This window comes from Agathobaculum sp. Marseille-P7918 (assembly GCF_964248325.1).
In the GTDB taxonomy this organism is placed as follows: domain Bacteria; phylum Bacillota; class Clostridia; order Oscillospirales; family Butyricicoccaceae; genus Agathobaculum.
Window position 1 is genome coordinate 78,699 of record NZ_CAXTXI010000014.1, and the last position, 26,581, is coordinate 105,279.

The following is a 26,581-nucleotide window of genomic DNA, read 5'->3' on the forward strand; positions in this document are numbered from 1 at the left end:
CACCTCCTTTGTAGGATAGCCGGATTTTTTATCCTTCAATCTTATTCCAGCTTTTCGGAATAAATAATTTTGTGTAAACCGAAATCGAGTATCGGTCGGTCATGCACGCGATATAGTCGCACACGACGCGCTCCAGCGGTTCGCCGCGTGTCATCAGCACAAAATAATCCCCCGGCAACTCGTCCGGATGGACTACAAAATATTCATACAGGCCGCGCAGCATAGTCTTAGCGCGCATTTCCTCGCGCTGGGCCTCAGTACCGTGATACACATGGTCAAACATAAACTGACGCAGTTCCATCATATCGTCATGCACCTGCTCGTCCATACCGATTTCCTGATGCGCTGTGCCGTATTCAATCATCGCAGTGACCATAGTGTCAATGCGCTTGCCGTGGCTGTCGCCCAGACGGCGGCGCAGATACTGCGGGATATCCGTGTTTGTAATGAGACCACCGCGCATCGCATCGTCAATATCATGGTTGATATAGGCAATGCGGTCGGCATAGTGGATGATACGCCCCTCGGGCGTGTCCGCCTTTTTCGCACCCGTATGACAGATGATGCCGTCGCGCACCTCCTGCGTCAAATTCAGGTCCTCAATCAAATCGACCATGCGCAGGCTCTGCTCATTGTGTCGAAACCCGAATGGACATACCTCGGCCAGCGCGCGCTCGCCCGCATGGCCAAACGGCGTGTGACCCAAATCATGTCCCAGCGCAATCGCCTCGGTTAAATCCTCGTTGAGCCGCAGCGCGCGCGCAATTGTACGCGCAATCTGCGACACCTCCAGCGTATGCGTCAGGCGGGCGCGATAGTGGTCGCCCTCCGGAGAGATAAACACCTGCGTTTTATGGCTGAGCCGCCGAAACGCCTTGGAGTGAATAATACGGTCGCGGTCCCGCTGAAAGCAGGTGCGATAGGCGCACGGCTCCATTTCGCGCTGCCGTCCCTGCGAACCATCCGCAAAGGTGGCCCACGGCGCAAGCGTCAGGTGCTCCCGTTGCTCCTGCTGTTCCCGGATTGTCATACGGCACGCACCTCCCTGCCTGCTGGCATCAAAAAATTCGTCTATTTGATTTATACCGACTCCATCGTCAAAATCCTTTTTTTCAGGGCAATTTTTTTCACTTTATTTTACACGCCTGCCCATAAAGCGCGTCTCCATCACCTCAGCATACACCTGTCCTGCGGTTGCTTCGGCCAGCGCCGCATTAAGCCGCTCCTCCCCACCTGCAGGCAAAGTTACGGTCAGTGTCACATCCGCCCCGAAATCGGTCTGTTCAGCGGCGCAATCGTAGTCCGGCAGCAGATGCAGCACCATTTCGTACAAATTATATGGACACGCAATCAGCGCGACCGAAAACAGGCTCATACGCTGCACGCCCGCCGCCGCGACCGCAATTTGCGCGCCCTTGGTATAAGCGCGCACCAACCCGCCGGTACCCAGCAGTACGCCGCCGAAATAACGCGTCACCACACACAGACAGTTTTCCAGCTGTTCGTGCCGGAGCACGTCCAGAATAGGCATGCCCGCCGTACCCTGCGGCTCGCCGTCATCCGAATAGCGCATGACATTGCCCTCACGCAGAATGTAGGCGTAGCAATTATGCGTTGCGTCCCAATAGGTTTCGCGCATTTCCTTAATACGCGAAACCGCCTCCTCAGCCGTCTCCACGCGCCACAACCGCCCGGTGAACTTGGAGCGCTTTTCTTCAAATTTGTCCTCGCCATACGCGGCAAAGGGTACAAAATAGTCCTTTTCCATTGTGTATCCCCGTTTTTGCGCACCTTTGTTTGCGCGTTATTCCTCGACCAGATAGTCCGCCACACGGCCGTAAGTCTTATCGTCCACAATCGCCTCGACCAGCGTGCCTTCCGCAGCGTACTCTGTCGATTCCATCTGTGCCTCCCGGTGCAGCATGTCCAGCACGGCGCCGTCCGCATACGGAATCAGCAGCTTGACGCGATGCTTTCCGCGTCCGAGCGCGTGCTCAATGGCCGCCAGCAGCGCATCCATGCCCTCGCCGGTCTTGGCCGAAATGGCAACACCCTCATCCGGGCGGAAGAACGGCAGAGACTCCGGAGCACACTTATCCGCCTTGTTGTAAACCATCAGGCGCGGGATTTCCTGCGCGCCCAGCTGTGCGATAACGCCCTCGACGGTCTCCGCCTGTATGCGCCAATCCTCGTCCGACACGTCCACGACATGCAGCAGCAGGTCGGCATAGGCCAGCTCCTCAAGCGTTGCTTTGAACGCACTGACCAGATGATGCGGCAGCTTGCGGATAAAGCCAACCGTATCGCTCAGCAGGATTTCCTGCGTATCCGAAATGCGCTTTTTGCGCGTGGTCGGGTCGAGCGTATCAAACAAACGGTCGTTGGCCTCAATACCCGCGCCGGTCAGCTGGTTGAGCAAGGTGGACTTGCCCGCGTTGGTATAGCCCACGATGGCGACCAACGGCATCTCGGTCTTTTTGCGCTGACGACGCTGCACCGCACGTACCTGCCGTACCTGTTCCAATTCCGCCTTGAGCTTATCAATACGCTTACGGATGTGACGGCGGTCGGTTTCAAGCTGCGTTTCGCCCGGGCCGCGCGTACCAATCGGGCTTTTGCCGCCGCCCGCAGTCTGACGCACTAGATGCGTCCACATGCCGGCCAGACGCGGCAGAATATACTGATACTGCGCAAGCTCTACTTGTAACTTGCCCTCGCCCGTGCGGGCGCGCTGCGCGAAAATATCCAAAATGAGCGCCGAGCGGTCAAGCACGGTGCATTTGGTCAGTTCCTCAAGGTTGCGCGTCTGCGACGGCGACAGTTCGTTGTCAAACAGCACGAGTGTGGCTTCATTCGCCTCCGCAAGCTGCCGCACCTCTTCTGCCTTGCCCTCACCGATGAAGGTGCGGGCATCCGGTGCGGGACGGCGCTGCAAGGTCATCGCAACCGCCTCCGCCCCCGCAGTCTCAGCCAGCGCGCGCAGTTCGTCCATCGTGCGCTCGTCTGCATCCTGCTGCGCAGTAAAGGACGGACAGGACAGCCCGACCAGCACCGCGCGCTCGGCCTGTGTTTTGTTTTCCAGTTCGGTCATCGTGTTCATTCCTCCCCTCTCAGGGGCATGCCCGCATGTGTGCAGGCGGGTTTGAAAACAGAAAAGCCACCGAAACGCGCTTCGTCAGCAACCGTTTCGATGGCTTCCTCTTACTTGTCCAGATTGAAACGCTTCTTGAAGCGATCAACACGTCCGCCGGTGTCTACCAGCTTCTGCTTGCCCGTGAAGAAGGGGTGGCACTTGGAGCAAACGTCAACGACGATATTCTCCTTAGTGGAGCCGGTCTCAATGACATTGCCGCAGGCACAGCGGATCGTGGTCTGCTTGTACTCGGGATGGATGCCCTGTTTCATGTTGTTTCACCTCTTTCCACGGGAAATCACAAAATTTCTCTTGCAGTCGTAAGGATATGATACCATATTATACGGCAAAATGCAAGCATTATTTTTCATATACTAAATTTTCTTCCTTCCAGTCTTTCAGCACCGGAATCATGGACGCTGTCAGCGCCTTGGCACCTGCCAAATCGTGCAGCAGATAGTTGCCGCATTCGATACGGCTTGCGCCCGGAATCTCCCCCTCATAGGACGCAATGAAGTCCATCGTCTCGCGCACAAGGTCAATCGCATCCGCCGGAGCCAAATCGCGCACCAGAAAATAAAATCCGGTCTGGCAGCCCATCGGACCGCAATAGATGATATGATCGGCAAAGCGCGAGTTGCGCGCGTAGGTAGCAAACAGATGCTCGAACGTGTGTCCGGCCGCCGGCTGGATATAGGTGCCCGCGTTCGGATACACCATACGAATATCATAGGTTGTCACATCTCCGTCAATGCGGGAGGTATACATACCCGGTTTGAGCTTATCATGATTAACTTCAAAGCTTGCAATGCGTTTCATACGTTTTTCTCCTTTTCAGCACCAAGATACCGTAATTCTGTGGTGTACTCACGCCACAACAGCACATACGAAATGAAAAATGCAGCCAGTTCCGCAATCGGGAACGAATACCAAATGGCATCCAGCCCCTTCCACTGACCGAGCAGCCATGCTGCCGGCAGAATGATAACGAGCTGACGGCAAACCGATACGATCAGGCTGTTCATACCGCGAGCCGTCGCCTGGAACAGCGTGGAATTGATGATACCGAAAGCTGCGCCAAGGAAGGACAGGCTGATTATTTTAAGCGCCGGAACGCCGACCGCAATCATTTCCTGCACCGCGGCTGCATCCGTGCGATCGACAAACATCATCAGCATCTGCTCCGCAAAAATCTGGAACAGAATAAGGCCGATTATCATGATGACCACCGCTGCGGTAAGTGTAATTTTATACGCACCAAACAGGCGTTTTTTGTTGCGCGCGCCGTAGTTGTAGCCCATAACCGGCAGCGCACCTTGGTTCAGACCAAATACAGGCATAAACACAAAGGTCTGCAATTTGAAATAGACCGCCAGCACATTGACTGCCGTCTGCGAAAAACCAATCAAAATTGCATTCATGCCCGCCGTCATCACGGATACCACGCTCTGCATAACAATGCCCGGCAAGCCGACACGGTAAATATCCTTGACCGTCTGGATGCGCCACTTAAATTCCCGCATATTCACCTGCAGGATCTTCTGATGGACAAATACGCCCCACAGTCCGATTAGCATACCGAAAATCTGTCCGATAACAGTTGCCAGTGCCGCACCGCGCACACCCATCTCCGGGAACGGGCCGATACCGAAAATCATCAGCGGGTCCAGAATGATATTGATGATTGCACCTGTCAGCCCCTGACACATCGGGATGATCATGTTGCCGGTCGACTGCTGCAGCTTTTCGCACATCATCGAAATCATAACGAAGATACTCAGGCCAACCGCAATATGCGAGTACTGAATCGCCTGAACAGTGACATCCTCTGCCGCGCCGAACGCGCGCACAAACACACCTGACAAGCCAAAGCCCAATACCAAAAACACGATGCCGCCAATCACGGACAATGCGATGCCGTGCTCTGCCGCCGAATTTGCATGCAGACGGCGCTTTTCACCCAGACGACGTGCAATCAGCGAGTTGACGCCCACGCCGGTGCCGACGCCAATTGCCACAACCAGCGTTTGCAGCGGAAAGACCAGCGAAACCGCAGCCAGCGCACTCTGCGAGTACTGCGCAACGAAGATGCTGTCCACGATGTTATACAGCGCGTTGATAATCATCGAGATCATCGCCGGCAATGCCATAGAGAAAATCAGCGGTCCCATGCGCGCCGTACCCATCTTATTTTGTTCTTCCAAAATTCATTCCCCCCAGCCAAAATGAAGCCGCACCGGAACATGTCCGGCGCAGCCGCTTTTTCACTCTTGTTATATAGTGTACGAGATAAAAAACGAGATTGCAAGCCCTTTGTTACAGTTTTCCGCGTAATTCGCCATATGACTGTTCCACTACAAAATCACTGACCGAACGCAGTTCGCTTTCCCCCGCCGCATAGGCAGGCTCCACCATACCGCAGACACGAAACCCTGCACGCTTGGCCGTGGCGCATGCATAGGGCGCATCCTCAAACACGATACAGTCGGCAGGCGCAAGCCCCAATTTTTCCGCGCTTTTCAAATAAATGTCCGGCTGATACTTGGAAATGCCCACATCCTCAATGGTCAGCATAAACGAAAAATATTCCATCATATTTCGGTCACGCAGCGCCTTTTCCGCGTGACGGCGCGCTGTAAGCGTCGCAATCGCCATTTTTATTCCGCGACGGCGCAGTCCGTCGAGAAATTCGATTACGCCATCCTTCGGCTTGGCAATCGTCTCGTAGCGCGTGGTAATCAGCCGGTCCATTCCCTCCATCAGTCCCGCCGCGCCGCCGGGCAGCTCCGGATAGCGGTCGGCAAAATACTGTGCGACCTGCGGCTGAGAAAAACCTTCACACGCCGCATACTCCTCGTCTGTAATCGTCAGCCCGAACTCCGCCAGATACCCTTGCGTCAACCGTTTCCACACCGGCATGGAATCGAGCAGCGTGCCGTCCATATCAAATATCGCACCCTTAAATTCGTGCATGTTTTTTCCTCCCGGAAACTATGTTATTTGGTCTTGCGGTCGATAAACTGCGGCCGCATTTTGGAATACAGAATCTTTTGCTCGCTGTACAGGCCGTAATAGCCGCTGAGCATATAGGAAATCGAAATCACCAGCGCAAACAATGCAAGACTCTGGCCGCCGAACAGTTCAAACGCCAGCAAAATCGAGGTTAAGGGCGAGTTAGTCACGCCACAGAACACCGCTGTCATGCCAAGCCCCGCCGCAAACGAAGGCGCAAGCCCGAAAAAGCCGCCGTAAGCCGCACCGAACGTCGCTCCGATGAACAGCACCGGTACAATTTCACCGCCCTTATAGCCCACGCCGATGGTGACCGCAGTCAGCACCAGCTTGATGAAAAACGCCGCATACCCCGCCTCACCCGCGACCGCACGCTCGATAACCTCCATGCCCGCGCCGTTGTAATCCCTCGTGCCGAGCAGCAAGGATACCAGCACAACCACCAGACCGCCCACGGCAATGCACAAATATTGATTGGGTATGTACTTTTTGAAAAGGTGTCCGATACGATGGAACACGATGCATACAACAGCGCTCAGCACCGCACAGACCACGCCGAACAGCACCAGCTGAACCAGCAGCAGAGGCTCGACCTCCTGCGGCACACCGGAAAGCGTAAACGCAGTCGTCCCGCCGCCAAGTGCAAGCGCCACGTAATGCGCAATCACCGATGCCAGCACGCACGGGAACAACGCTGCATAATACATCACGCCCACGCTGATGACCTCCATGGCGAAAACACTCGCTGCCAGCGGCGTGCCGAACAGCGCAGCGAAGCCCGCCGCCATGCCGCACATGGTAATCGTGCGGCTGTCTTTATCGTCCAGCCGCATCCAATGCCCTATATTGCCGGAAATCGCACCGCCCAGCTGAATCGCCGCACCTTCACGGCCAGCCGAACCGCCGCACAGATGCGTCAAAATCGAAGTGACAAAAATGCTGGGGGCCAGCCGCAGCCGCACCGGATGATTTTCCCGCACGGAGGTCAAAATGAAATTCGTACCGCGCTCGAGCGGCATGTCTGCCTGCTTGTACCAGAACGCAATGAACACACCCGCAAACGGCAACAGGTACAGCAGCCAGAAATACGCCGCGCGCATTTCCCCTGCCCACTCAAGCGCCAGATGGAACGCCGCGCCCACCGCGCCGACTACCAGACCAATAACCACTGCGAATACACACCAGCGCAAAAATACGCCGCCGCTGCGTCGCACGCGATAACCCAGCCCATGCAGCATGCGGAGCGCCGCGCCGACCATCTCGTGGACTCCACTCTCCATATACATTCCCCTTTCCGACAAGAATTGCCCCGCAGTTAGTCTGCGGGGCAATCTTTTCAGACGCAGCTTTGCTTACTTGCTGGTTGTGGAAGTCTCCTTAAGCAGCACGTCGTGTGCGCCGCCCTCAACAATCGAGGTAGCAGATACCAGCGTAATTTTGGCCTTCTTCTGGAACTCCGGAATAGAGAGCGAACCGCAGTTGCACATGGTCGAACGGACCTTGCTCAGCGTCAGACCAAGGTTATCCTTGAGCGAGCCGGCATACGGCACATAGGAATCGACGCCTTCCTCGAAGGACAGTTTTTTATCACCGCCCATATCATAGCGCTGCCAGTTGCGCGCACGGGACGAGCCCTCGCCCCAGTATTCCTTCATATAGCTGCCATTGATATTGACCTTATTGGTCGGGGATTCATCAAAGCGCGAGAAATAGCGGCCGAGCATGAGGAAATCTGCGCCCATTGCAAGCGCCAACGTACAGTGATAGTCATGCACAATGCCGCCGTCCGAGCAAATCGGCACATAGACACCGGTTTCCAGATAATATTCGTCACGCGCCGCAGCCACTTCAATCAGCGCCGTCGCCTGACCGCGGCCAATACCCTTCTGCTCACGGGTGATGCAGATGGAGCCGCCGCCGATACCGACCTTGACAAAGTCCGCACCCGCGTCCGCGAGGAAACGGAAGCCCTCACGGTCGACCACATTGCCCGCGCCGACCTTCACGCTGTCGCCGTAGTTTTCACGAACCCACGCAAGCGTGCGGCTCTGCCACTCGGAAAAGCCTTCGGAAGAGTCGATACACAGCACGTCTGCACCGGCCTCCACCAGTGCCGGAACGCGCTCGGCATAATCGCGGGTATTGATGCCTGCGCCGACCACATAACGCTTATGCTCGTCAAGCAGTTCCAGCGAGTTGGCCTTGTGGCTGTCATAGTCCTTGCGGAACACCATATAAACCAGATGCTGCTCCTCGTCCACCAGCGGCAGCGAGTTGAGCTTGTGATCCCAGATGATGTCGTTTGCTACCTTAAGGGTGGTGTCCGCCGGCGCGGTGACCAGCTTATCAAACGGCGTCATAAAATCAGACACCGGCACATCGCGCTCCATACGGGAAACACGATAGTCACGGCTGGTGACAATACCGAGCAGACGGCCGTTTGCCGTGCCGTCGTCCGTGACCGCCATGGTCGAGTGACCTGTCTTTGCCTTCAGATCCAAAACGTCTGCGAGCGTTTGCTCGGGGCGCAGATTGGAATCGGATACGATAAAGCCCGCCTTGTAGCTCTTGACGCGGGCCACCATCGCCGCTTCGCTTTCAATGGTCTGCGAACCATAAATAAAGGAGATGCCGCCCTCCTGTGCCAATGCAATTGCCATGCGGTCGTCCGAAACCGCCTGCATGATGGCGGAAACCATCGGAATATTGGCATACAGCGCGGATTGCTCGCCCTTGCGATACTTGACAATCGGAGTGCGCAGGCTGACATTCGCCGGGATGCACTCTGCGGAGGAATACCCCGGCACAAGCAAATATTCGTTGAACGTATGCGAAGGTTCACTGAAATAATATGCCATATTGTTTCTCCTTTTCTTCATTCCTGTTTTTCCGGATTTAATGTTGCTTTTTATTATATCCTTTTTGCCGAACAAAGTAAAGCGGGCATGTGACAGATTTTGCGTTTATTTACCAACTGCCCGTTATGCAAACCGCAAAAAGAAAGAACCGCAGTTGTCAAACCACGGTTCTTTCTTTTGGAAATGAGGAATGAATGTTATGGGCGAAATCATGCTTGCGGAATCGTCCGGCCGTCGCCGGTATCCCTTGCTTTTTTCCGCTATCAGGTTAGCATTTTCCCTACGCACTGTCAACCGAACGCCAAAGATTTTAACACAATCTTAACTGTCCTCCATCGCCCAACTCAGGCCATTATGAAAGAAGTACAGGACACACCGGCAAACCGGCCGCGCAAAAATTTCGCGCACTGCCAGCATATAGGCCTGCATCTGTGCGCGGTACTGCGCCGCACGAGCAGAAATACCGTCTTCGGTCACTCGGTCGGTTTTGAAATCCAGAATGACAAAGCCCTCCGGCGTGTCAATCAGACAATCGATAACACCTTGCAGCAGCACCCTTTCCTCGGGCGCCTGTGCCGCCACCGGAAAATACTGCGCCGCCGGCACCAGCACGGAAAACTTAAACTCCCGCCGCACCGGATACGCCGACATCAGACCGCGATACAAGTCAGATGCAAAAAACGCCTCGATTTTTCTCGGGTCGATTGCCGCTGCCTGCTCGGGTGACAGCAGTCTGGCTTCTTCCAGCCGCTGCCGTTCGCGCTCCACGCCGCCCGGTGCAGCAGCAGCGTCGAAGCTGCAGAACTGCATGAACAAATGGTGTGCTGTGCCGACCTCAGCCGGTGTCAGGCGGCGCTGTCCCTGCTCGAACAGTGGCGCGCGCAGCTTGACCTCACGGCGCGGCGGCGGAGTCTGCTCGGCAGCCTCGTCCGCGCGGTAGCCGCGACCCAAACCGGTCGCGGTCAGTTTGCTGGGCAGCTCGGACAGAAACGCATTGGGGTACTGCAAATACGGCTGCACGGTGTAGCCTTGCGTATCTGCCTCGGCAAAGCGCAGCACTTCGGGCAGCGCGGGTTCGGCAATCTCATCCGGCTGGAACACCCGCAGAATAAACGCATCACAGTCCGTGCCATGCTCGGGCACCTCCAGCCCGTAGCTTTCCCTTAGGGAACGCGACGATGGATGCCGCAGCAGCGGCGCGACAATCCAGGCCAGCGGCGCACGCACTGCGCCCATGGCATACTGCGGCAGCTGGTCGAGCGCCGCCCACTGCGCCCACTTTTGCAGCGATTTTTCCAGCGTCCCGCTTGCCGCAGTGATAATCAGTTTTTCCCGCGCGCGCGTCAACGCGACATACAGCACGCGCAGCTCTTCGCTGACCATTTCGCGTCGCTGCTGCACCGCAACTGCCGTACGCTCAACCGTGTCATACTGCACGCCGCGCTCCAAATCACGACACTTAGAACCAAAACCCAGCTCTTTATGAACCAGCACCGGCTCACGTAAGTCAATCTCGTTAAACTGGCCGGCACAGCCCGCAACAATCACCACCGGGAACTCCAGTCCCTTGGACTTGTGGATGGACAGAATACGCACCGCGCCGCCGGTGACCTCCGCACCAACCGTCTGAAAGTCCTCCCCTGTTTCCTGCATGCCGCGCAGCAAGCGCACAAAGGCGAACAGGCCGCGATAGCCCTGCGATTCAAAGGCACGCGCCCGCTCGAAAAAGGCCAGCAGATTACTCTGCCGCTGCGCACCGTTTGGCAGCGCGCCATACAAACCGAGCGCGCCTGTCCGGTCGTAAATCTCCCACAGCAGACGGTATACCGGCTGGTCGCACGCGAAGGTTCGCAAATCGTCCAGCTGCTGCAAAAACAGCTCGACCTTATCAAACTGCCCACGCGAGGCAACCAGTGCATCGTAAAAACTGATGCGTCGGTCGGTCAGTCGAATGTCGGCCAGCTCCTGTTCGGTAAATCCGAACAGCGGCGAACGCAGCACGCCGATGAGGTCCACATCCTGCCGCGGGTTATCAATGACCGCCAGCAGCGACACCATGGTGCCTACTTCTGCTGTTCCCAGCAATCCGCCCCGCTCTTCCGCGCTGGCGGTCAGCCCCGCCTGCTCGAGCGCCGCGATAAACACCTGCGCACGCGGCCCCGGTGAGCGCAGCAGAATGACGATATCTCCCGGTGTGACCGGCCGCAGCGCGCCCGTCTCCTTGTCCAACACCGGGAAGCCTTCATCCAGCAGCGCACGGATGCGGGACGCGACCAGACGCGCTTCCAGCGAGGTTTTATCCGGCGCATCCTCATCCTCCCCCAGACCTGCCGCATCCAGCAGCAGCACCTCGGTTTTGTAGCGCGCATGTCCCGCGTCCGGATAGTCCATGCCAAGGTGCAGCGCTTCGCGGTCAGTGTACTGCAAATCGCCGACTGTCTCGCCCATCACAGCAGAAAACAGATAATTGCACGCATCCAGTACCGCCGCGCGCGAGCGGAAGTTCTGCCCGAGCACCACACGGCGCGGCGCATCGTCCTGCACCTCATCCGCATCGGCAAAGGCATGATACTTTTGCAGGAAAATGGACGGGTCTGCCAGACGGAATCCGTAAATGCTCTGCTTCACGTCACCGACCAGAAACAGATTATGCTCCTCCTGAGACAGCGCGCGGAAAATCGCGTCCTGCACGGCGTTGGTGTCCTGATATTCGTCCACCGCTATCTCCGCATACTGTTGACTGAGTGCGCGCGCAAGCGCGGAAGGCTCTCCCCCGTCATACAGCAGGCACACGGCGAAATGCTCCAAATCGTTAAAATCCGCAGCATTGCGCGCGCGTTTGGCGTCGGAAAATGCCTGTTCAAAAGCATTTACCACGTCAATCAACGCGCTCAACGCAGGCGCAGTCAACGTGCGGTCGTAGGCCGCTTCCTCCGCCGTCACGGTCAGCCACTTTTCCCGAATGGTTTTGGCGACCGTTTTCCACTCCTCGCGCAGGGTCTTTATTTCCTCGAGAAACGCCTTGTCCTCGAATTTGCGCGCGGCCTTCAGCCGGTCAAATGTAATTGACTGCGCCGCTTCCACGCAGGCATCCCAGTCCCCGCCGTGCAGCGCATCCAACAGGCGCTCGGCCTGATGAAGGTCGCTCGTCAGCGCGGGCAGATAGGTGTCATACAGCTCGTCAATGCCGGTCACGGCATCCACCGCCATGTGAAGAAAAGCTGCGCCGTGCTCGGCTGCCGCGCGCGCCTGCGTGAGCAGCACCGCCGCGTGTGGCGTGTCCATACCGTCCGCATGCAGTCCCTGCCGCACAGTTTCCAGAAAGGCACGCGGGTCGGGGTGCGCCTGAATCTTTTCGTATGTGCTCAAAATCACGTCACCCAGCTTTTTGTCGTCGCGCCCCGCGGTCAGCAGGTCACACAGCGCAAAAAAGCCCGTGTCGCCGCGCTCATAAGCTGCGTCCATCACTTCTTCCAGCACTTCAGCACGCAGGATTTTCCCCTCCTGTGCGTCCATCAGCCGGAAATCCGGCGCAATGCCGAGCGCTGCGGCTTGCTCACGCGCGAGCGACAAGCAAAGCGCATGCACAGTCGTAATTTTCGCGCGATGCACCAGAAACAATTGCCGACGCAGACGCGTATCCTGCGGGTTACGCGCGACCGCCTGCGCCAATGCCGCTCCAATGCGCTCACGCATTTCAGCAGCAGCGGCATTGGTGAAGGTCACCAGCAACAGTCGGTCGATATCCACCGGATCGTTCGGGTCGGTCAGACGGGTGAGCACCCGCTCAACCAGCACAGCGGTCTTGCCCGAACCCGCCGCTGCCGAGACAAGCAGCGTACCGCCCCGGTTTTCAATTGCGGTCTGTTGGTCTTTTGTCCACTGCGGCACGTCACTCACCTCCTGTTTGCTGCCAGAACTCTTCATCTGTCAAATGTTTCAAAAAGCGCGCCTTGTCGCCCGCGGTTTCGTCAAAGCGGCAGGCTGCGCGAAAGTCGCACCAGTCGCAGTAACTCGACTGCTTATCCTTTTTGCAAGGGTCGGCGGCTACGCTGCCTGCGCGCAGCTCTTTGCCCATTTCGAGCAGCTTTTTATGCGTGTACCGCGCCAGCCGCCCGAATTTCTCCAAATCGGCCACCGCGCTTTTTGCCGCAAGCGTCGGCACGTCTTCACCTTTTTTCACCTTGACCGACACGGGCAAAAATCTTCCGTCACCTTCCAGCCCGTGCTCCATCGCGTCGAGCAGCTCCATATCGTCGCTGAGCAGGCCGCTGCGGCGCAGCGCTTTGTCACGCAGCGCACGCAAGGTTTCTTCGTCTGTGTCGCGTGCAGCGTCCGGCAACGCGTCGCGCACCGGCACATACAGCACGCCCGCCGGCACGATTTCATTCAGTTCAGCTTCCAGCCGTGCGCGATAGCGTTCCAGTCCCTCCTGCTGCAAGGCGTACAGATAAATGACCAGCTGCATGTTCAGTCCATACCAGATATCGGACAGAGAGAACGACTTTTTGCCGCTCTTGTAATCCATCACGCGCAGATACAGCCGTCCGTTTTTGATATAACCGTCCACGCGGTCCACCTTGCCGGACAGGGACACGTCGCCTTCCGTATCCTCGCAGGTGACCGGCGGCAAATCGCCCCCGCGCGAGAAATCCACCTCATAGTCGATGGGTTCAAAGTCGGACATACGCAGCTCTTCCAGCACGTTTTCCAGAATCTGCTCTGCGGTGCGTGCCAGCCGTCCGAACAGATAACGGAAACGCGCTGTACGTGTTTCCAGTCCGCCCAGTTCCTCGCGCACATACTGCCGCACCACCGCGCGGCATACGCGCCGAACGGTCGCCTCATCGGCAGCCGCCGCGCCGCCCTCGTTTTTCCCCAGTTCGGCAAGCGCATGCTCAAGCACATAATGCAGAAACGTACCGGTTTCGAGCGCGTCGAACCGTGCGACCTTGCGCGGCTTGGCCTTGAGGCCGTACTGCATGAAAAACGCAAAGCGGCAGGAATAAAAGGTGTCCACGCGTGACGCGGTCAGATTAAGATGCTTACCATATAAACCCTCGATGGTGTGCAGGTTTTCCAGCAGACCACGCCCGCGCCGCTGGGCCGACGCGCGATGCACCCGCTCGTCATCCTGATAGAAATCATAGGCCGCGCGCACTGCAGGCGAACGGTCGCCCGATAAATAGGCACACGCCAGTTCGACCGCCGGGCGCTCGGCCTGCAAACGGTCGCGTACCGACTGGGCCTGATACGTGTCCAGCGGCACTGCGGGAAGAAGGCTGCGCACTGTGCCGATAAAATACGAAGGCCGCGTTTCTCCGCCAGCGGCATCCGCCGTGTGATAAGACAACAGCAATTCATCCGACGGGCACGCCAGCGCGCGGTACAGCGTTTCCTGCTCCATAAGCAACCGCTCCGCACCATAGGCTTTGAGTTCCACGCCCAACGCGTCCATCTTGTCCCGGTCCATATCGCTCAGCAGCGAAGTCGAAGCCGTTGTCTTGGGAATCAGCCCATCGTTGACACCGAGCAGAATCACATATTTGACGTTTTCCCCGCACACACGCTCGATATTGCCACAGGTGACGCGGTCAAGCGAAACCGGAATCGAACCGACATCGTATTCCCCCAGCACCAGCCGAAACAGCTGCGCAAACCGTTCGGCAGTTAGCAGGGCCTCCCCGCACACCCACGCAAACTGCTCCATCGCGGAGACCAGAATCTCCCATAGCTGCCGATATTCATCCGCCAGCTGCAACCGCCCCGCCTGTTCATGCGCAGCGGCACGGTCGGCCATGCGCTGCGGCGCATCCACCGCAAGCAGAAAATCGTACAGCGCACGCACGCAGTCAGAGGCAAGGTTTTCTCCCTTTAGGCGCTCACGCAAATCGGTAAACGGTGCAATCGCCCGCGCACGCAATGCATTCAATTCAGTCAACTCCGCGCGCACGCGCTCGTCGATGGGTAACCCATATCCGTCGGGATGCTCGGTCCAGTCGCGCTCCCACGCACCGCCGCGGATATTCCACGTCAGTACATAGTTTTCCAGCCGGTCCACCTCGTCGCGTGTCAGGCTGGTCAGTCCGGTTTTCAGACAGCCGAACATTTCCTCATATCGGAAACCCGTGCGAACGGACTCAAGCGCACCCATCACCAGTGCCATGGGCGGGCGGGAAAGCAGATCGGGCTTTTCCGCCAGAAACACCGGCACATCATACCGCGCCATTGCCATCGCCAAAGCCGCGCTGTACGGCTCGATATCCCGCGCCGCAACCACAAAATCCCGATAGTGCGCACCTTCGTCGCGTACCTTGCGGCGGATATACGCCGCCGCGTGCTCGCACTCGTCAAAGGGCGAGGCCGCCGCATACAAGCGCACACCTTCGCACATATCTTCATGCACGCCGCGCACCGGCAGCAAGCTTTCTCTTTCCACGGCAGCCAATCCCGCCGGGCGGGACAAGCGGCCGGCTCCCAGCTCAATCCGCTCCACCTGTTGATTATGCCGCTTTGCCATACGGGTCAGCGTTTTGACCGTTTTACAGCCAGTCACAAAAATCTCCGGCTGTGACAAATCGCAGGTGACCGCCGCCGACAGAGGCACACCAGCGGCAAGCATCGCCTCCACAACAGCCAGCTCCTGCGCCGTAAAACCGAGAAACCCATCCAGATACACCTGCGCTCCCGCCAGCACATGGCTTTCGGGCAGACGGTCGCGCAGATGGGTCAGGCGGTCGCGCGGGTCGGGCAGCGACTGTTCGCAAAGGCGCTCATAAGCGGTCAGCAGCTGTGCCAAATCGGACAGCTTGGCAGACAGCGCCGCGTCCTCACTTTCCTGCGCGGCATCGAACAGCATTTCGGATGAAACCGCGCAGGTTTTGCACTCATCCACCAGCCGCAGCGCCTCACGCAGCAGCTCTGGCTTATCCGCAAGACCGCTCCAGACCGAAAGACCGCCCTGCACACGGCGCGCCGCCTCCTGCAAGGTAAGGAGCTGCCCTGCGGGAGTCAGCATCTGCTGCGCCAGCCCGCCGACCTCGGAAAAAACACGGTCGGCCAGACGAGAAAACGTCAGCACCTCGGCCGTGCGCGCACCATGATTTTCGGTAGCCTCGGCAAGTCGGCGTTCCATCTGATGCGAGTTCAGTTCCGGAACCAGCAGAACCTGTTTCCCCTCGCCCTTTCGGCAGGCTTCTGCAATTTCCCGCAGAATCACCGTTGTTTTGCCGCTTGCCGCGCGGCCTGTCCAAATTCGCATGGTACACGCTCCTTTCACTTGGTCTATCATACCATGCTCTCACCCCGTTCCGCAACAAAATGAAAAAAAGGAAAATTTATGGTTGACTTTTCTCCAAGTTTCGACTATACTATATCTCGTGCTGTGAATGCCTCTGTAGCTCAGTCGGTAGAGCAGGGGACTGAAAATCCCCGTGTCGGTGGTTCGATTCCGCCCGGAGGCACCATTTTGTTAAGCGTCATCACGGATGGCCCTGACAAAATCCATGTCCGGTGCAGGAGTCGAAAGGCGGCTCTTAAAAACAATCCGGTGGATTGTTTTAACCGCCGTGGCTTTGCCGCAGCAAAGCGATTCCGCCCGGAGGCACCAAATATATGCGGCTGTAGCTCATCTGGTAGAGCGCCACCTTGCCAAGGTGGAGGTAGCGAGTTCGAGCCTCGTCAGCCGCTCCAAAAAGAAAACGCCTGTCCATTTGGACAGGCGTTTTGTTTTCCACTTTCTTCCCCGCTTGCCCACGCAAACAGTCTGTGATATACTCTGACCATACTTTATTGAGAGGTTTTCAAATATGCTGCATGAATTTTCCCGTGAAGAGTTGCTGCTTGGTGCGGATGCGCTGCAAAAACTGGCTTCGTCGCATGTCGCAGTATTCGGCATCGGCGGCGTCGGCTCGTTCGCTTGTGAAGCATTGGCCCGCGCGGGTGTTGGAGAACTGACCCTGATAGATAATGACACGGTTTCCCTGACCAACCGCAACCGCCAACTGATTGCACTTGTTTCGACCACCGGACAAGCCAAAGTCGAAGTCATGCGCGAACGCATTGCGGACATCAATCCGCGCTGTACCGTACACGCGCTGCAGCAGTTTTACACCCCGGACAGCACGCTCGACCTAACGCAGTTCGACTATGTGATTGACGCTATCGACACCGTCACCGCGAAATTGCACCTGATTTCGGAATGCGACCGATTGGGTGTGCCGCTCATCTGTTCGATGGGCACGGGCAACAAGCTCGACCCGACACGCTTTGAGGTCTCGGATATCTATAAAACCTCAGTCTGCCCGCTTGCGCGCGTCATTCGACTCGAATGCAAAAAACGCCGTATTCGCCGTCTCAAGGTGGTTTACTCCAAGGAAGAAGCCCGCACTCCCCTGCCCTCGGAGGAACAAAAAGGCACCGCTGGGCGCGCCGTACCCGGCAGCGTGTCTTTTGTGCCGCCGGTTGCCGGTATGATTCTTGCGGGTGAGGTTATCAAAGCACTTGCTGCCGCTTCGCAGCCCTGAGCGCACACCTTGCCATTTGGCCGCTTCCATGATATGATAAAGCCAGAATCCACAAGAAAAGGTGTTTTAATGGAATTTATCACCCACTCGCCCGAGGAAACCGAAGCCTTGGGCGCAGACTATGCTGCATCGCTGCAGCCGGGCGACGTTGTTGCCTTCTCCGGCGACCTCGGCGCGGGCAAAACCGCGTTTACCCGCGGCGTGCTGCGTGGACTTGGCTATCAGGGTCGAGTCACCAGCCCGACTTTTGCCATCGCCAACGAATACGACACCCCCGGCGGCCGCGTAGCGCATTTTGACCTGTACCGTATTCTGGACAGCGAAGCGCTGTTTGAAATCGGCTTTGAGGAATACTTGGACGGCAGCCGCATCGTTTTGATTGAATGGAGCGAAAACGCGGCGGATATTTTGCCGGCACAATACAAAACCGTTCACATTGCATATGGCAGTGAAGCGGATGACCGACTCATCACCACCGGGGAGGTGTGCACTTGAAAATTCTTGCACTGGAATCCTCCGCCGTCAGTGCCTCTGTCGCGCTGACCGAGGACGAAAAACTAATCGCGCAGTCCTTTCAAAACTGCGGCCTGACCCACTCGCGCACGCTGCTGCCGATGGTAGAAAGTCTTCTGCAAAACTGCGGCTTGACACTCGATGCAGTCGATGCCATTGCCGTGGCACACGGCCCGGGGTCGTTCACCGGCGTGCGCATTGGCGTGGCAACGGTCAAAGGGCTTGCGCTTGGTGCGGACAAGCCGTGCATTGGCGTATCCACGCTGGAAGCGATGGCACACGGCGCACACGCGCTCGACGGTCGCCTGTGCTGTGTGATGGACGCGCGCGCAGGGCAGGTTTATAACGCACTCTTCACAGTCGAAAACGGGCTGCCCAAACGCTTGTGTGAGGACCGCGCTGTCAAACTGACCGATCTTGCGGAAGAAATCGGCGATACCGCGTATTTTCTGGTTGGAGATGGAGCCGAACTATGTTATAATACCCTTAGGGAAAAATGTACCGGCCTGCGCCTCGCACCGCCCGAGCTGCGTTACCCCACCGGTTATGGTGTTGCCGCTGCTGCCCTGCCGTTACTACAGGTAGGTAAAACCTGCTCCCCACAAGAGCTGGACGCCTTTTACCTGCGACGTCCGCAGGCCGAACGCGAACGTATGAAACGGCTTTCCGGCGATGCATCGAATCTACATTAAAGGAGACAAAGGATTATGGCTACCGTTCACGAAATGGATCACCCGCTGATTAAGCATAAGCTCAGCCTGATGCGCGATAAGACCACTGGCGTAAAGGAGTTCCGCGAAGCGACCCGCGAAATCGCCATGCTCATGTGCTACGAGGCAACCCGCGACCTGCCGCTTAAGGAAATTTCGATTGAAACACCGCTGGCAGAAGCGCGCGTACAGGTTATTTCCGGCAAGAAGATTGCGCTGGTTCCCATTCTGCGTGCCGGTCTGGGTATGGTGGAAGGCATGCTGGAAATGATTCCGGCCGCTAAGGTCGGTCATATCGGCCTGTACCGTGACCCCGATACGCTGCAGCCGATTGAATATTATTGCAAACTGCCGGGTGATATCGAGGAGCGCGATGTGCTGCTGCTTGACCCGATGCTGGCAACCGGCGGCTCTGCTATCGCTGCTATTGACGGACTCAAACGCCGCGGCGTTAAGCACATCAAGCTGATGAACCTCATCGCAGCACCCGAAGGTATCGAAACCGTTCAGAAAGCGCATCCGGACGTGGAAATTTTCGTAGCCGCCATTGATAAGAAACTCAATGACCATGGTTACATTGTCCCCGGTCTGGGCGATGCCGGCGACCGTATCTTCGGCACAAAGTAAAACTAATAGCTAAACAACGGTGCGGCGCCACGCTGCACCGTTTTTACAGGAGCAATCAAATGGAAATTCAGCATTACGAAATGGAATCCGAACGTCTGCGTTTTCGCCGTTTACGTGCGGATGACTTTTCCCTTGTCGCCCCGCTCCTTCAGGATGAACAAACCATGTATGCATGGGAACACGGTTTTTCCTATGAGGAAGTGGTGGACTGGATTGCAGACATGCTGCGTCGTTACCACGAGGATGGGTGCGGATATTTTGCAGGCCTTGACCGAGAAACCGGGGCGTTAATCGCATTGGCCGGACCATTGGTCGAACACCTGGACGCCGAGACCACCGCACTCGGACTGGGTTATATTGTTCGACGCGACCTATGGGGACAGGGTTACGGAGTCGAATGCGCCCGCGCTGCGCTTACCTTTGCGTTTGACAAACTGAATGTATCGCGCATGCTTGCCTTAATCCGTCCAGATAACATTGCATCGCTTCACGTTGCGGCGGCCTGCGGTATGAAGCCGATCGGTCAATTCACTAAACTGTATCGAGGAAAAGATCTGCCACATGTGGTGTGTGCGGTTGATCGTGAGACGTTTTTCGAGACGTTGTCTGCTGCTTCCGCAGAGCCAGACGAAGCGGCACAGCAACTACCTGAACAGGAATAAAAAAACAGCAGCCGATTTGTTTTCGGCTGCTGTTTTTCATTTATAGAATGGAACCGGTTCCGTCATCCGCCTGCTTGCAGATCGAGCGAATGACCACCGTATAGGTATCGCCGTCCTCGGTTGTCACAGAAACACGGTCTCCCTGCTTTCTGCCCAGCACCGCTTTTCCCAGCGGTGCCTCGCGGCTGATGCGTCCCTGCAGCGGGTCGCAGCGCACGGTCGTGACCACCTGTATGGTTTCGATTTCGTCATCCTCCTCAAAGTACAGCTCCACCTTGTCAAACAGGCCGACCTCATCCGCCGCGGCACGATCCTCAATCACGCGCGCTGACTTAATCATGCGTTCCAGATAACGAATACGGCTGCGATTGCGGTTCTGCGCCTGCTTGGCCGCCTTGTATTCAAAATTTTCACTCAGATCACCAAACGCTCGTGTACGTTTGACCTCCTCGATCAGTTCGGGCATCAATTCCAGCTTGCGGTGATCGAGTTCCTTCTGCATCATTGCAATATCCTGTGCAGTCAATTCATCATGCATATGGTTTTCCTCTTTTCTTTCCTCACGCGTGCTCTTTGCGCAAAAACATAAAAAAAGGCCGCTCTGCAGCGGCCTTTCCGTTTCAGCTTACCTTATCGGTACTGCTCCGCCCATACGGGTGCATTTGCTGCCAGAGAAGCAGGCACATCCAGCACACGTTGATTTGCACTGCCGCGAAAACGCAATTCCAGATTACGCTCCGCCTCGACAAACGGCCCATCCACCAAAAGATCCAGCTGCTCCAGCAGCTTTTTCACAAACGGATCAGGCAACTCCAGCAGCTGCTCAAACGTATAGCCGGAATATGCCATCAAGTGTTTGCCCTTCGCCTTCAGTTCCACCGCCAGTCGATACAGCGGCTCAGGCTGGCAAAACGGCTCGCCGCCCGAAAAGGTCACACCCTTGACCAGCGGATTGCGGCACATGTCGCGCAGCAGCGTATCCAGTTCCATCTCCTTGCCGCCCGTAAAATCATGCGTCTGCGGATTATGGCAACCGGGACAATGATGCGGACAGCCCTGTGTAAACAGGGTATAACGGAAGCCGGGGCCGTCCACAATGGACTCCCCGACTGTACCCGCAATGCGTATGGTACCTTCCATCACGCAGTATGCTCCTCCTCCAGCGAGCAGCAGGAAACCGTATGCTTGACGCGGTCATGCTCCTCTGCGCGCTTGGCATTATTGAAGCGATCCAGTGTACCAACCAAATAGCCCGTAATACGGCGGATGCGCTCAAAGCCCACACCCTCGCCGATTAACTGCTCCTGCATTTCCTTTTTCTCCATCATCATACGCTTCCTTTCTTATTCCTTGACAATTTGCAATGTATTGGGCAGACGGTCGGCCTCCTCGGCAGGATCGCCGTGATAGCCAAGCGTCATACTGTTCAAATGCTTATAGAGTCCCAGCTTTTGCAGCTTGGAAAGCGGCACGCCCTCACCCTCATGCCGTCCGCAGCGCGGACAGGTTTCACCGATGATGCCGGTGTATCCACAAACCGGGTCGCGGTCAATCGGATGGTTGATTGCGCCATAACCGATGCCGGCTTCCTTCATCGCACGGACGACCGCTTCAAACGCCTCCAGATTCTGCGTCGGATCGCCGTCCAGCTCGATATAGCTGATATGTCCGCCATTGGTCAGCTCATGATACGGTGCTTCGCGCGTAATCTTTTCAAACGCGGAAATCGGATAATATACCGGGACATGAAATGAGTTGGTGTAATAATCACGGTCGGTCACGCCCTCAATGCATCCATACTTCTCTCGGTCGATCTTGACGAATCGGCCGGACAAGCCCTCTGCCGGGGTCGCAATCAGCGAAAAGTTCAGACCGTATTTTTCGCTTGCCTGATCCATGCGCTCACGCATGTGTCCGACAATCTCCAAGCCAAGGTTCTGCGCTTCTTCGCTTTCTCCATGATGCTTGCCGATAAGCGATTTGAGCGTCTCCGCAAGGCCGATAAAGCCCAGCGTCAGCGTGCCGTGCTTGAGCACTTCACCAACTGTATCATCCGGGCCGAGCTTGTCCGAATCAATCCAGACGCCCTCACCCATCAGGAACGGATAATTGCGCACCTTCTTGGCCGACTGGATACGGAAACGGGCCAGGAGCTGGTCAATGACCAAATCAATTTTGCGATCCAAATCCTCAAAGAACCAGTCGATATCACCGTGGCTGCGGATGGCAATGCGCGGCAGATTAATCGAGGTAAACGACAGATTACCGCGGCCGTTGACGATTTCACGAGTCGGGTCAAAGTGGTTGCCGATAACGCGCGTGCGGCAACCCATATACGCGCATTCGGTTTCCGGATGGCCGGGCTTGTAATACTGCTTATTGAACGGCGCATCCAGAAAAGAGAAGTTCGGAAACATCCGCTTGGCGGAAACACGGCATGCCAGCTTAAACAGGTCGTAATTCGGCTCCCCTTCGTTATAATTGACGCCCTCTTTTACCTTGAAAATGTGAATCGGGAAAATCGGCGTTTCCCCATTGCCCAAACCGGCTTCGGTTGCCAGCAACAGCTGCTCGATGACCAAACGGCCTTCGGGCGAGGTATCCGTGCCGTAATTGAGCGAGGAGAACGGAATCTGCGCACCCGCACGCGAATGCATGGTATTCAGGTTATGTACCAGCGCTTCCATCGCCTGATATGCGCTCTTGCGTGTTTCCTTGTCTGCATACTTGCGAGCAAAACGCATGCATTTCTGCACTGCCTGCTCGTCAAGCGTTTCACCAAGCGCCGCCGCCATAGCTTCGTCGTAACCGTTATCACCGGCAAGACAAGCCCATTTGCCTGTCTGCTGCTCGACACGCTCGGTCAGCGCAGCCGCATCGACTTCGTTGTTTTCATCCGCACCGAACACCTCCAGCGCTTTTGCCAGATTGCTGCGGAACAGCTTGCGAAACGTCTTGCGAATACCAGGGGCCATCGAATAATCAAAATTCGGTACCGACTGGCCGCCGTGCTGATCGTTCTGATTGGACTGAATGGCGATGCACGCCAGCGCCGCATATGAACGGATATCATTCGGTTCACGCAAGAAGCCATGACCGGTGGAGAAGCCGCCGTCAAACAGCTTGAGCAAATCAATCTGGCAGCAGGTTGTTGTAAGCGTCAGGAAATCCAAATCATGAATATGGATATCTCCCTCCCGGTGCGCATTGGCGTGCGCCGGATCGAGAATAAACATTTCGTAAAACTGCTTTGCCCCCTCGGAGCCATACTTGAGCATGGTGCCCATTGCTGTATCGCCGTCGATGTTGGCATTCTCACGCTTTACGTCATTTTCCAGCGAGGACTGAAAGGTCAAATCCTCGTACACCTTCATCAGTCGGGTATTCATTTCACGCACACGAGTGCGCTCATTACGGTAAAGAATATACTTTTTTGCCGTGCGGGCATGTCCGCTTTCGATTAAAACCTTCTCTACTGTATCTTGTATCTGCTCCACCGTGGGAATCTGCTCTCCTACAGCCTTTTCCAACGTGTTTTCCACTTGTTCAGCCAGACCGCGCGCCATCTCGTAATCCTGTCCGCCGGAAGCCTGCGCCGCGCGGAAAATCGCGTTGGCAATCTTGTCAATCTCAAAGGGGGCACTGCGCCCGTCGCGTTTGACGATCTGCTGAATCATAAGTTCTATTCCCTCTCTCATACAAAAACCGCCTTGCGGCGATCACAAAATTTCGTAGATTGTTCTGATTTTTCGCACCATATCTTGTGCCTGTGCTATATATTTTACCGCTCACACACCTGCCTGTCAAGGGGAAACAAGGTTTTTGGAAGAATTGTAAGAATCAAAATATTTTTCTTGTTGGTTTCTCTAAAATTTCATCATTTTTCTCTGTGGACAACAGACAACCGTTCTGTGGATAACTCCTCTACTGTGGAAAATCCTGTGTACATCTTGTTGACAAACACAACGTAAACCATTCTTTTCTATTTTCCTCTTAACACAAGATATAGTATGCACTGTACAAACCGCACGCGCTCATCGAGACGTCTTGCATCCCATAATCCGCAAACAGAAAGGGCCGCAGCCCTACTGCTGCGCCCCTTTCAATTTACCTGACTCACTTCAGTCCGCTAAGCCGATTGCGCCCGACAATGGAACGGAAAGCACCAGCCCATGGCTACGTGTATTCATGCCGACCGCCTTCATCAGCGCGGTCATAATTTCCTGCCGTTCCTCACTTCGGACAATCAAAAATACAATTTCCTTTTCCGCCTGAATCTCAATACCGAAAAAACGCTTGACCTCGTCCTCTGCAATGCCGCGCGCAGCTATCACAGTTCCGCCTCGTGCTCCTGCTTTGCGCGCCGCATCCATGGCAACATTCGTGTATCCTCGCTCCATCACTACGACAACTGCGTCTAAACCGCAGGCTCGCTCTGATTTGCTCATACTCTCCGCCTCCTCGCTTCCAACATCCGTTTGCGTCAACAGCTTGTGCCATCGCACACCGATTCCGTTAATCGGAACGGTAAAAGCAATCCCCTTGCCCGGATAACGCATTTGCAAACTATGTCCCAGCTTTTCCAGCAGCCGACACGCCCGCTCCCGGTCGGTCAGACAAAGAACAATCGCCTTGGCTGTTTCACCGATGCCCAGCAAATCCAACATGTCGGTTTTCGCCGTACCGTGCGCCATGCAGACAAAATCCACGAGCACGTGGGTATCTCGGTACAAGCGGAGCACCTTTTCACTCTGTGATACATCTACTACAGATATCAGCAGTTCCACCGCACTGCGCACCGCCATCTGCGGTTGATACTCACTCATGCTGATCCTCCTCTTCCAAAACAATAATTTCTTCCTCTTCCTCTGCAGCGGATTGTGCCGCTCCATCCGTGCGACGCATCTTTTGATGATACAGCAACCCGAGGATTTGAATTGTCAGCAGCGGTGTCATCGCAACCATTGCTACAATACCAAATGCATCTGTTAAGACATTTCCGCCCAGGGCCTCGCACGCTCCCATTGCAAAAGGCAGAAGGAATGTAGAAGTCATCGGACCGGATGCAACACCGCCGGAGTCAAACGCAATACCGGTAAAAATCTTAGGGACAAAAAATGTCAAACCGAGCGCCAACAGATAGCCGGGAATGACAATCCAATAGATAGAAATTCCGGTCAGCACACGCAGCATGGAAAGGCCGACCGAGCAGGCTACACCGATGGACAGGCTATGCATCATTGCACGCTGCGAAACACCACCGTTAGTGATATTCTCTACCTGACGGTTCAGTACATGTACTGCCGGCTCTGCCGTGACCAAAAAATAACCGATCAACATACCCAGCGGCACCAGCAGCCAACTGTGCCCGCTTTGTGCCAACTGCTTTCCTAAAAAATGACCAACCGGCATGAAACCGACATTAACACCGGTCAAAAACAGTGAAAGACCAAAGAAGGTATATCCAAAACCAATTCCGATTTTTTTCAGCTGCATCCGGTGAAAGCGGTGAAACACTAACTGAAATACCGCGCAGAACAGAATGATCGGAATCAGGGCAGATAAAACTTCGTGCACATACTCCGGCAGGCTATACGCGAACAGCTTAGCTACCTGCTTTGTATCCTCCACTTCCGGCACAGCCACAGCAGTATAACCCGGATCGCCGCCTCTATAGAAAATACCGAGCAGCAGCACCGCCAGAATCGGACCGATGCTGCACAGTGCTACCAGACCAAAGCTGTCATCTTGTGCATCCCGGTCGCCACGAATGGAGGCAAGACCAATACCCAAGGCCATGATAAACGGCACGGTAATCGGGCCGGTCGTTACGCCGCCGGAATCAAATGCTACGGAAACAAATTCATTTGGCACAAACGCGGATAAAATCAAAACACCAACATAAAACACAATCAGCAGGGACGCCAATCGAATTTTAAACAGAGTGCGCAGCATTGCCAGAACAAAAAACAGGCCTACGCCAATTGCGACCGTCCAAATCAATACAGCGTTAGGAATCGACGGAACCTGTCCCGCCAAAACTTGCAAATCCGGTTCTGCTATAGTAATCAGCACGCCGATTACAAATGTAATGCCCACGACCGCAAACAAATTTTTCGTACGTGGTAATTGTGCGCCAATTCCCTCGCCCATCGGCGTCATCGAAACATCCGTGCCAAGCGAAAAAAATGCCATACCGACGATTAGCAATACCGCACCGACCAGATATAGAACCAGCGTTCCAACTGGCATGGGCGTAATTGTAATGCTAAGCAGTAATACAATCAACGTAATAGGCAAAACAGACGATAATGCCTCTACAATTTTTTCCTTTAGAATCTTATTCATTGCATTTCCCCTATAAACAAAAATCAATATATTATACCATAGGAAGTGTATGAATTGGGAAAATACAAGGAATCTTAACAAAAAATAAACGCCGGTTCGTCAGAACCGGCGTTATCAATGTGCGCGTCGAGTTATCTTCCCGGGCCGTCGCCAGCCAAGTATTGTCACCGTAAACGAGCTTAACTACTGTGTT

Annotated in this window: 21 protein-coding genes, 2 tRNA genes and 1 pseudogene; 7 read left to right on the plus strand and 17 right to left on the minus strand. The window is 55.7% G+C overall.

From position 1 onward, the window contains the following. Positions 1-28: 28 nt before the first annotated feature. The 11 genes from ACESSO_RS15465 to ACESSO_RS15515 all read right to left on the minus strand — a co-directional run bounded on the left by ACESSO_RS15465 (position 29) and on the right by ACESSO_RS15515 (position 16,264). Complete coding sequence (locus tag ACESSO_RS15465; protein WP_373166445.1) at positions 29-1,030, minus strand: deoxyguanosinetriphosphate triphosphohydrolase; 1,002 nt, start codon at positions 1,028-1,030, stop codon at positions 29-31. A 102-nt stretch (positions 1,031-1,132) separates the two neighbouring features. After that, complete coding sequence (locus ACESSO_RS15470) at positions 1,133-1,768, minus strand: YigZ family protein (protein ID WP_373166447.1); 636 nt, start codon at positions 1,766-1,768, stop codon at positions 1,133-1,135. Between the two features lie 36 nt (positions 1,769-1,804). Beyond that, a complete protein-coding gene (gene hflX, locus ACESSO_RS15475) occupies positions 1,805-3,091 on the minus strand; it encodes a GTPase HflX (protein ID WP_373166448.1) in 1,287 nt (428 codons plus the stop codon). A gap of 110 nt (positions 3,092-3,201) precedes the next feature. Next, on the minus strand, positions 3,202-3,405 hold the full coding sequence (gene rpmE / locus ACESSO_RS15480; protein WP_031475830.1) for a 50S ribosomal protein L31: 204 nt from the start codon (positions 3,403-3,405) through the stop codon (positions 3,202-3,204). A gap of 88 nt (positions 3,406-3,493) precedes the next feature. After that, on the minus strand, positions 3,494-3,952 hold the full coding sequence (locus tag ACESSO_RS15485; RefSeq protein ID WP_373166449.1) for an S-ribosylhomocysteine lyase: 459 nt from the start codon (positions 3,950-3,952) through the stop codon (positions 3,494-3,496). Then, positions 3,949-5,337: an MATE family efflux transporter gene (locus tag ACESSO_RS15490; protein ID WP_373166450.1), complete on the minus strand. Its 1,389-nt coding sequence runs from the start codon at positions 5,335-5,337 to the stop codon at positions 3,949-3,951. Before ACESSO_RS15490 ends, ACESSO_RS15485 begins: the two co-directional genes overlap by 4 nt. A gap of 112 nt (positions 5,338-5,449) precedes the next feature. Beyond that, positions 5,450-6,106, minus strand: coding sequence for an HAD family hydrolase (locus ACESSO_RS15495; protein ID WP_373166451.1), 657 nt, complete (start codon positions 6,104-6,106; stop codon positions 5,450-5,452). A 23-nt stretch (positions 6,107-6,129) separates the two neighbouring features. Further along, a complete protein-coding gene (locus tag ACESSO_RS15500) occupies positions 6,130-7,425 on the minus strand; it encodes a chloride channel protein (RefSeq protein ID WP_373166452.1) in 1,296 nt (431 codons plus the stop codon). Between the two features lie 72 nt (positions 7,426-7,497). Further along, positions 7,498-9,003 (minus strand): IMP dehydrogenase, encoded by a 1,506-nt coding sequence (locus tag ACESSO_RS15505; protein ID WP_373166453.1) that lies wholly within the window; start codon positions 9,001-9,003, stop codon positions 7,498-7,500. 321 nt (positions 9,004-9,324) lie between these two features. Next, complete coding sequence (gene addA / locus ACESSO_RS15510) at positions 9,325-12,894, minus strand: helicase-exonuclease AddAB subunit AddA (RefSeq protein WP_373166454.1); 3,570 nt, start codon at positions 12,892-12,894, stop codon at positions 9,325-9,327. Position 12,895: 1 nt separating this feature from the next. Next, complete coding sequence (locus ACESSO_RS15515) at positions 12,896-16,264, minus strand: PD-(D/E)XK nuclease family protein (protein ID WP_373166455.1); 3,369 nt, start codon at positions 16,262-16,264, stop codon at positions 12,896-12,898. A gap of 129 nt (positions 16,265-16,393) precedes the next feature. Here ACESSO_RS15515 and ACESSO_RS15520 point away from each other — a divergent pair. From ACESSO_RS15520 to ACESSO_RS15550, 7 genes are all read left to right on the plus strand, one after another. Further along, positions 16,394-16,469 (plus strand) — tRNA-Phe (locus ACESSO_RS15520). A gap of 150 nt (positions 16,470-16,619) precedes the next feature. Next, positions 16,620-16,695: transfer RNA gene (locus ACESSO_RS15525), tRNA-Gly, on the plus strand. A 116-nt stretch (positions 16,696-16,811) separates the two neighbouring features. Continuing rightward, on the plus strand, positions 16,812-17,528 hold the full coding sequence (locus ACESSO_RS15530; protein ID WP_373166456.1) for a ThiF family adenylyltransferase: 717 nt from the start codon (positions 16,812-16,814) through the stop codon (positions 17,526-17,528). Between the two features lie 69 nt (positions 17,529-17,597). Next, positions 17,598-18,023 carry a tRNA (adenosine(37)-N6)-threonylcarbamoyltransferase complex ATPase subunit type 1 TsaE gene (tsaE, locus tag ACESSO_RS15535; protein ID WP_373166457.1) on the plus strand — a complete coding sequence of 142 codons (426 nt, stop codon included), beginning with the start codon at positions 17,598-17,600 and terminating at the stop codon, positions 18,021-18,023. After that, the gene (gene tsaB / locus ACESSO_RS15540) at positions 18,020-18,733 is read left to right on the plus strand and encodes a tRNA (adenosine(37)-N6)-threonylcarbamoyltransferase complex dimerization subunit type 1 TsaB (RefSeq protein WP_373166458.1); all 714 of its coding nucleotides are present in this window, start codon (positions 18,020-18,022) and stop codon (positions 18,731-18,733) included. Before tsaE ends, tsaB begins: the two co-directional genes overlap by 4 nt. 15 nt (positions 18,734-18,748) lie before the next feature. Further along, entirely contained in the window at positions 18,749-19,378 is a 630-nt protein-coding gene (upp, locus tag ACESSO_RS15545; protein WP_373166459.1) for a uracil phosphoribosyltransferase, read from the plus strand. A 59-nt stretch (positions 19,379-19,437) separates the two neighbouring features. Then, positions 19,438-20,040, plus strand: coding sequence for a GNAT family N-acetyltransferase (locus ACESSO_RS15550; RefSeq protein WP_373166460.1), 603 nt, complete (start codon positions 19,438-19,440; stop codon positions 20,038-20,040). 40 nt (positions 20,041-20,080) lie between these two features. Here the strand turns inward: ACESSO_RS15550 and ACESSO_RS15555 are convergent, their stop codons facing one another. The 6 genes and pseudogenes from ACESSO_RS15555 to ACESSO_RS15580 all read right to left on the minus strand — a co-directional run bounded on the left by ACESSO_RS15555 (position 20,081) and on the right by ACESSO_RS15580 (position 26,388). Continuing rightward, the gene (locus ACESSO_RS15555) at positions 20,081-20,578 is read right to left on the minus strand and encodes a GreA/GreB family elongation factor (protein WP_373166461.1); all 498 of its coding nucleotides are present in this window, start codon (positions 20,576-20,578) and stop codon (positions 20,081-20,083) included. Positions 20,579-20,670: 92 nt separating this feature from the next. Further along, the gene (gene nrdG / locus ACESSO_RS15560; protein WP_373166462.1) at positions 20,671-21,180 is read right to left on the minus strand and encodes an anaerobic ribonucleoside-triphosphate reductase activating protein; all 510 of its coding nucleotides are present in this window, start codon (positions 21,178-21,180) and stop codon (positions 20,671-20,673) included. Next, positions 21,180-21,323: pseudogene (gene nrdD, locus ACESSO_RS15565) on the minus strand (anaerobic ribonucleoside-triphosphate reductase); the annotation flags it as partial. The gene nrdG and the pseudogene nrdD, both read right to left, overlap by 1 nt. 60 nt (positions 21,324-21,383) lie before the next feature. Further along, positions 21,384-23,717, minus strand: a complete 2,334-nt coding sequence (locus tag ACESSO_RS15570; protein WP_373166466.1) for an anaerobic ribonucleoside triphosphate reductase — start codon at positions 23,715-23,717, stop codon at positions 21,384-21,386. Between the two features lie 444 nt (positions 23,718-24,161). Next, a complete protein-coding gene (locus ACESSO_RS15575; protein WP_373166463.1) occupies positions 24,162-24,866 on the minus strand; it encodes a hypothetical protein in 705 nt (234 codons plus the stop codon). After that, positions 24,859-26,388 carry a DUF1538 domain-containing protein gene (locus ACESSO_RS15580; RefSeq protein ID WP_373166464.1) on the minus strand — a complete coding sequence of 510 codons (1,530 nt, stop codon included), beginning with the start codon at positions 26,386-26,388 and terminating at the stop codon, positions 24,859-24,861. The genes ACESSO_RS15575 and ACESSO_RS15580 overlap by 8 nt, the downstream gene beginning before the upstream one ends. Between the last annotated feature and the right edge of the window lie 193 nt (positions 26,389-26,581).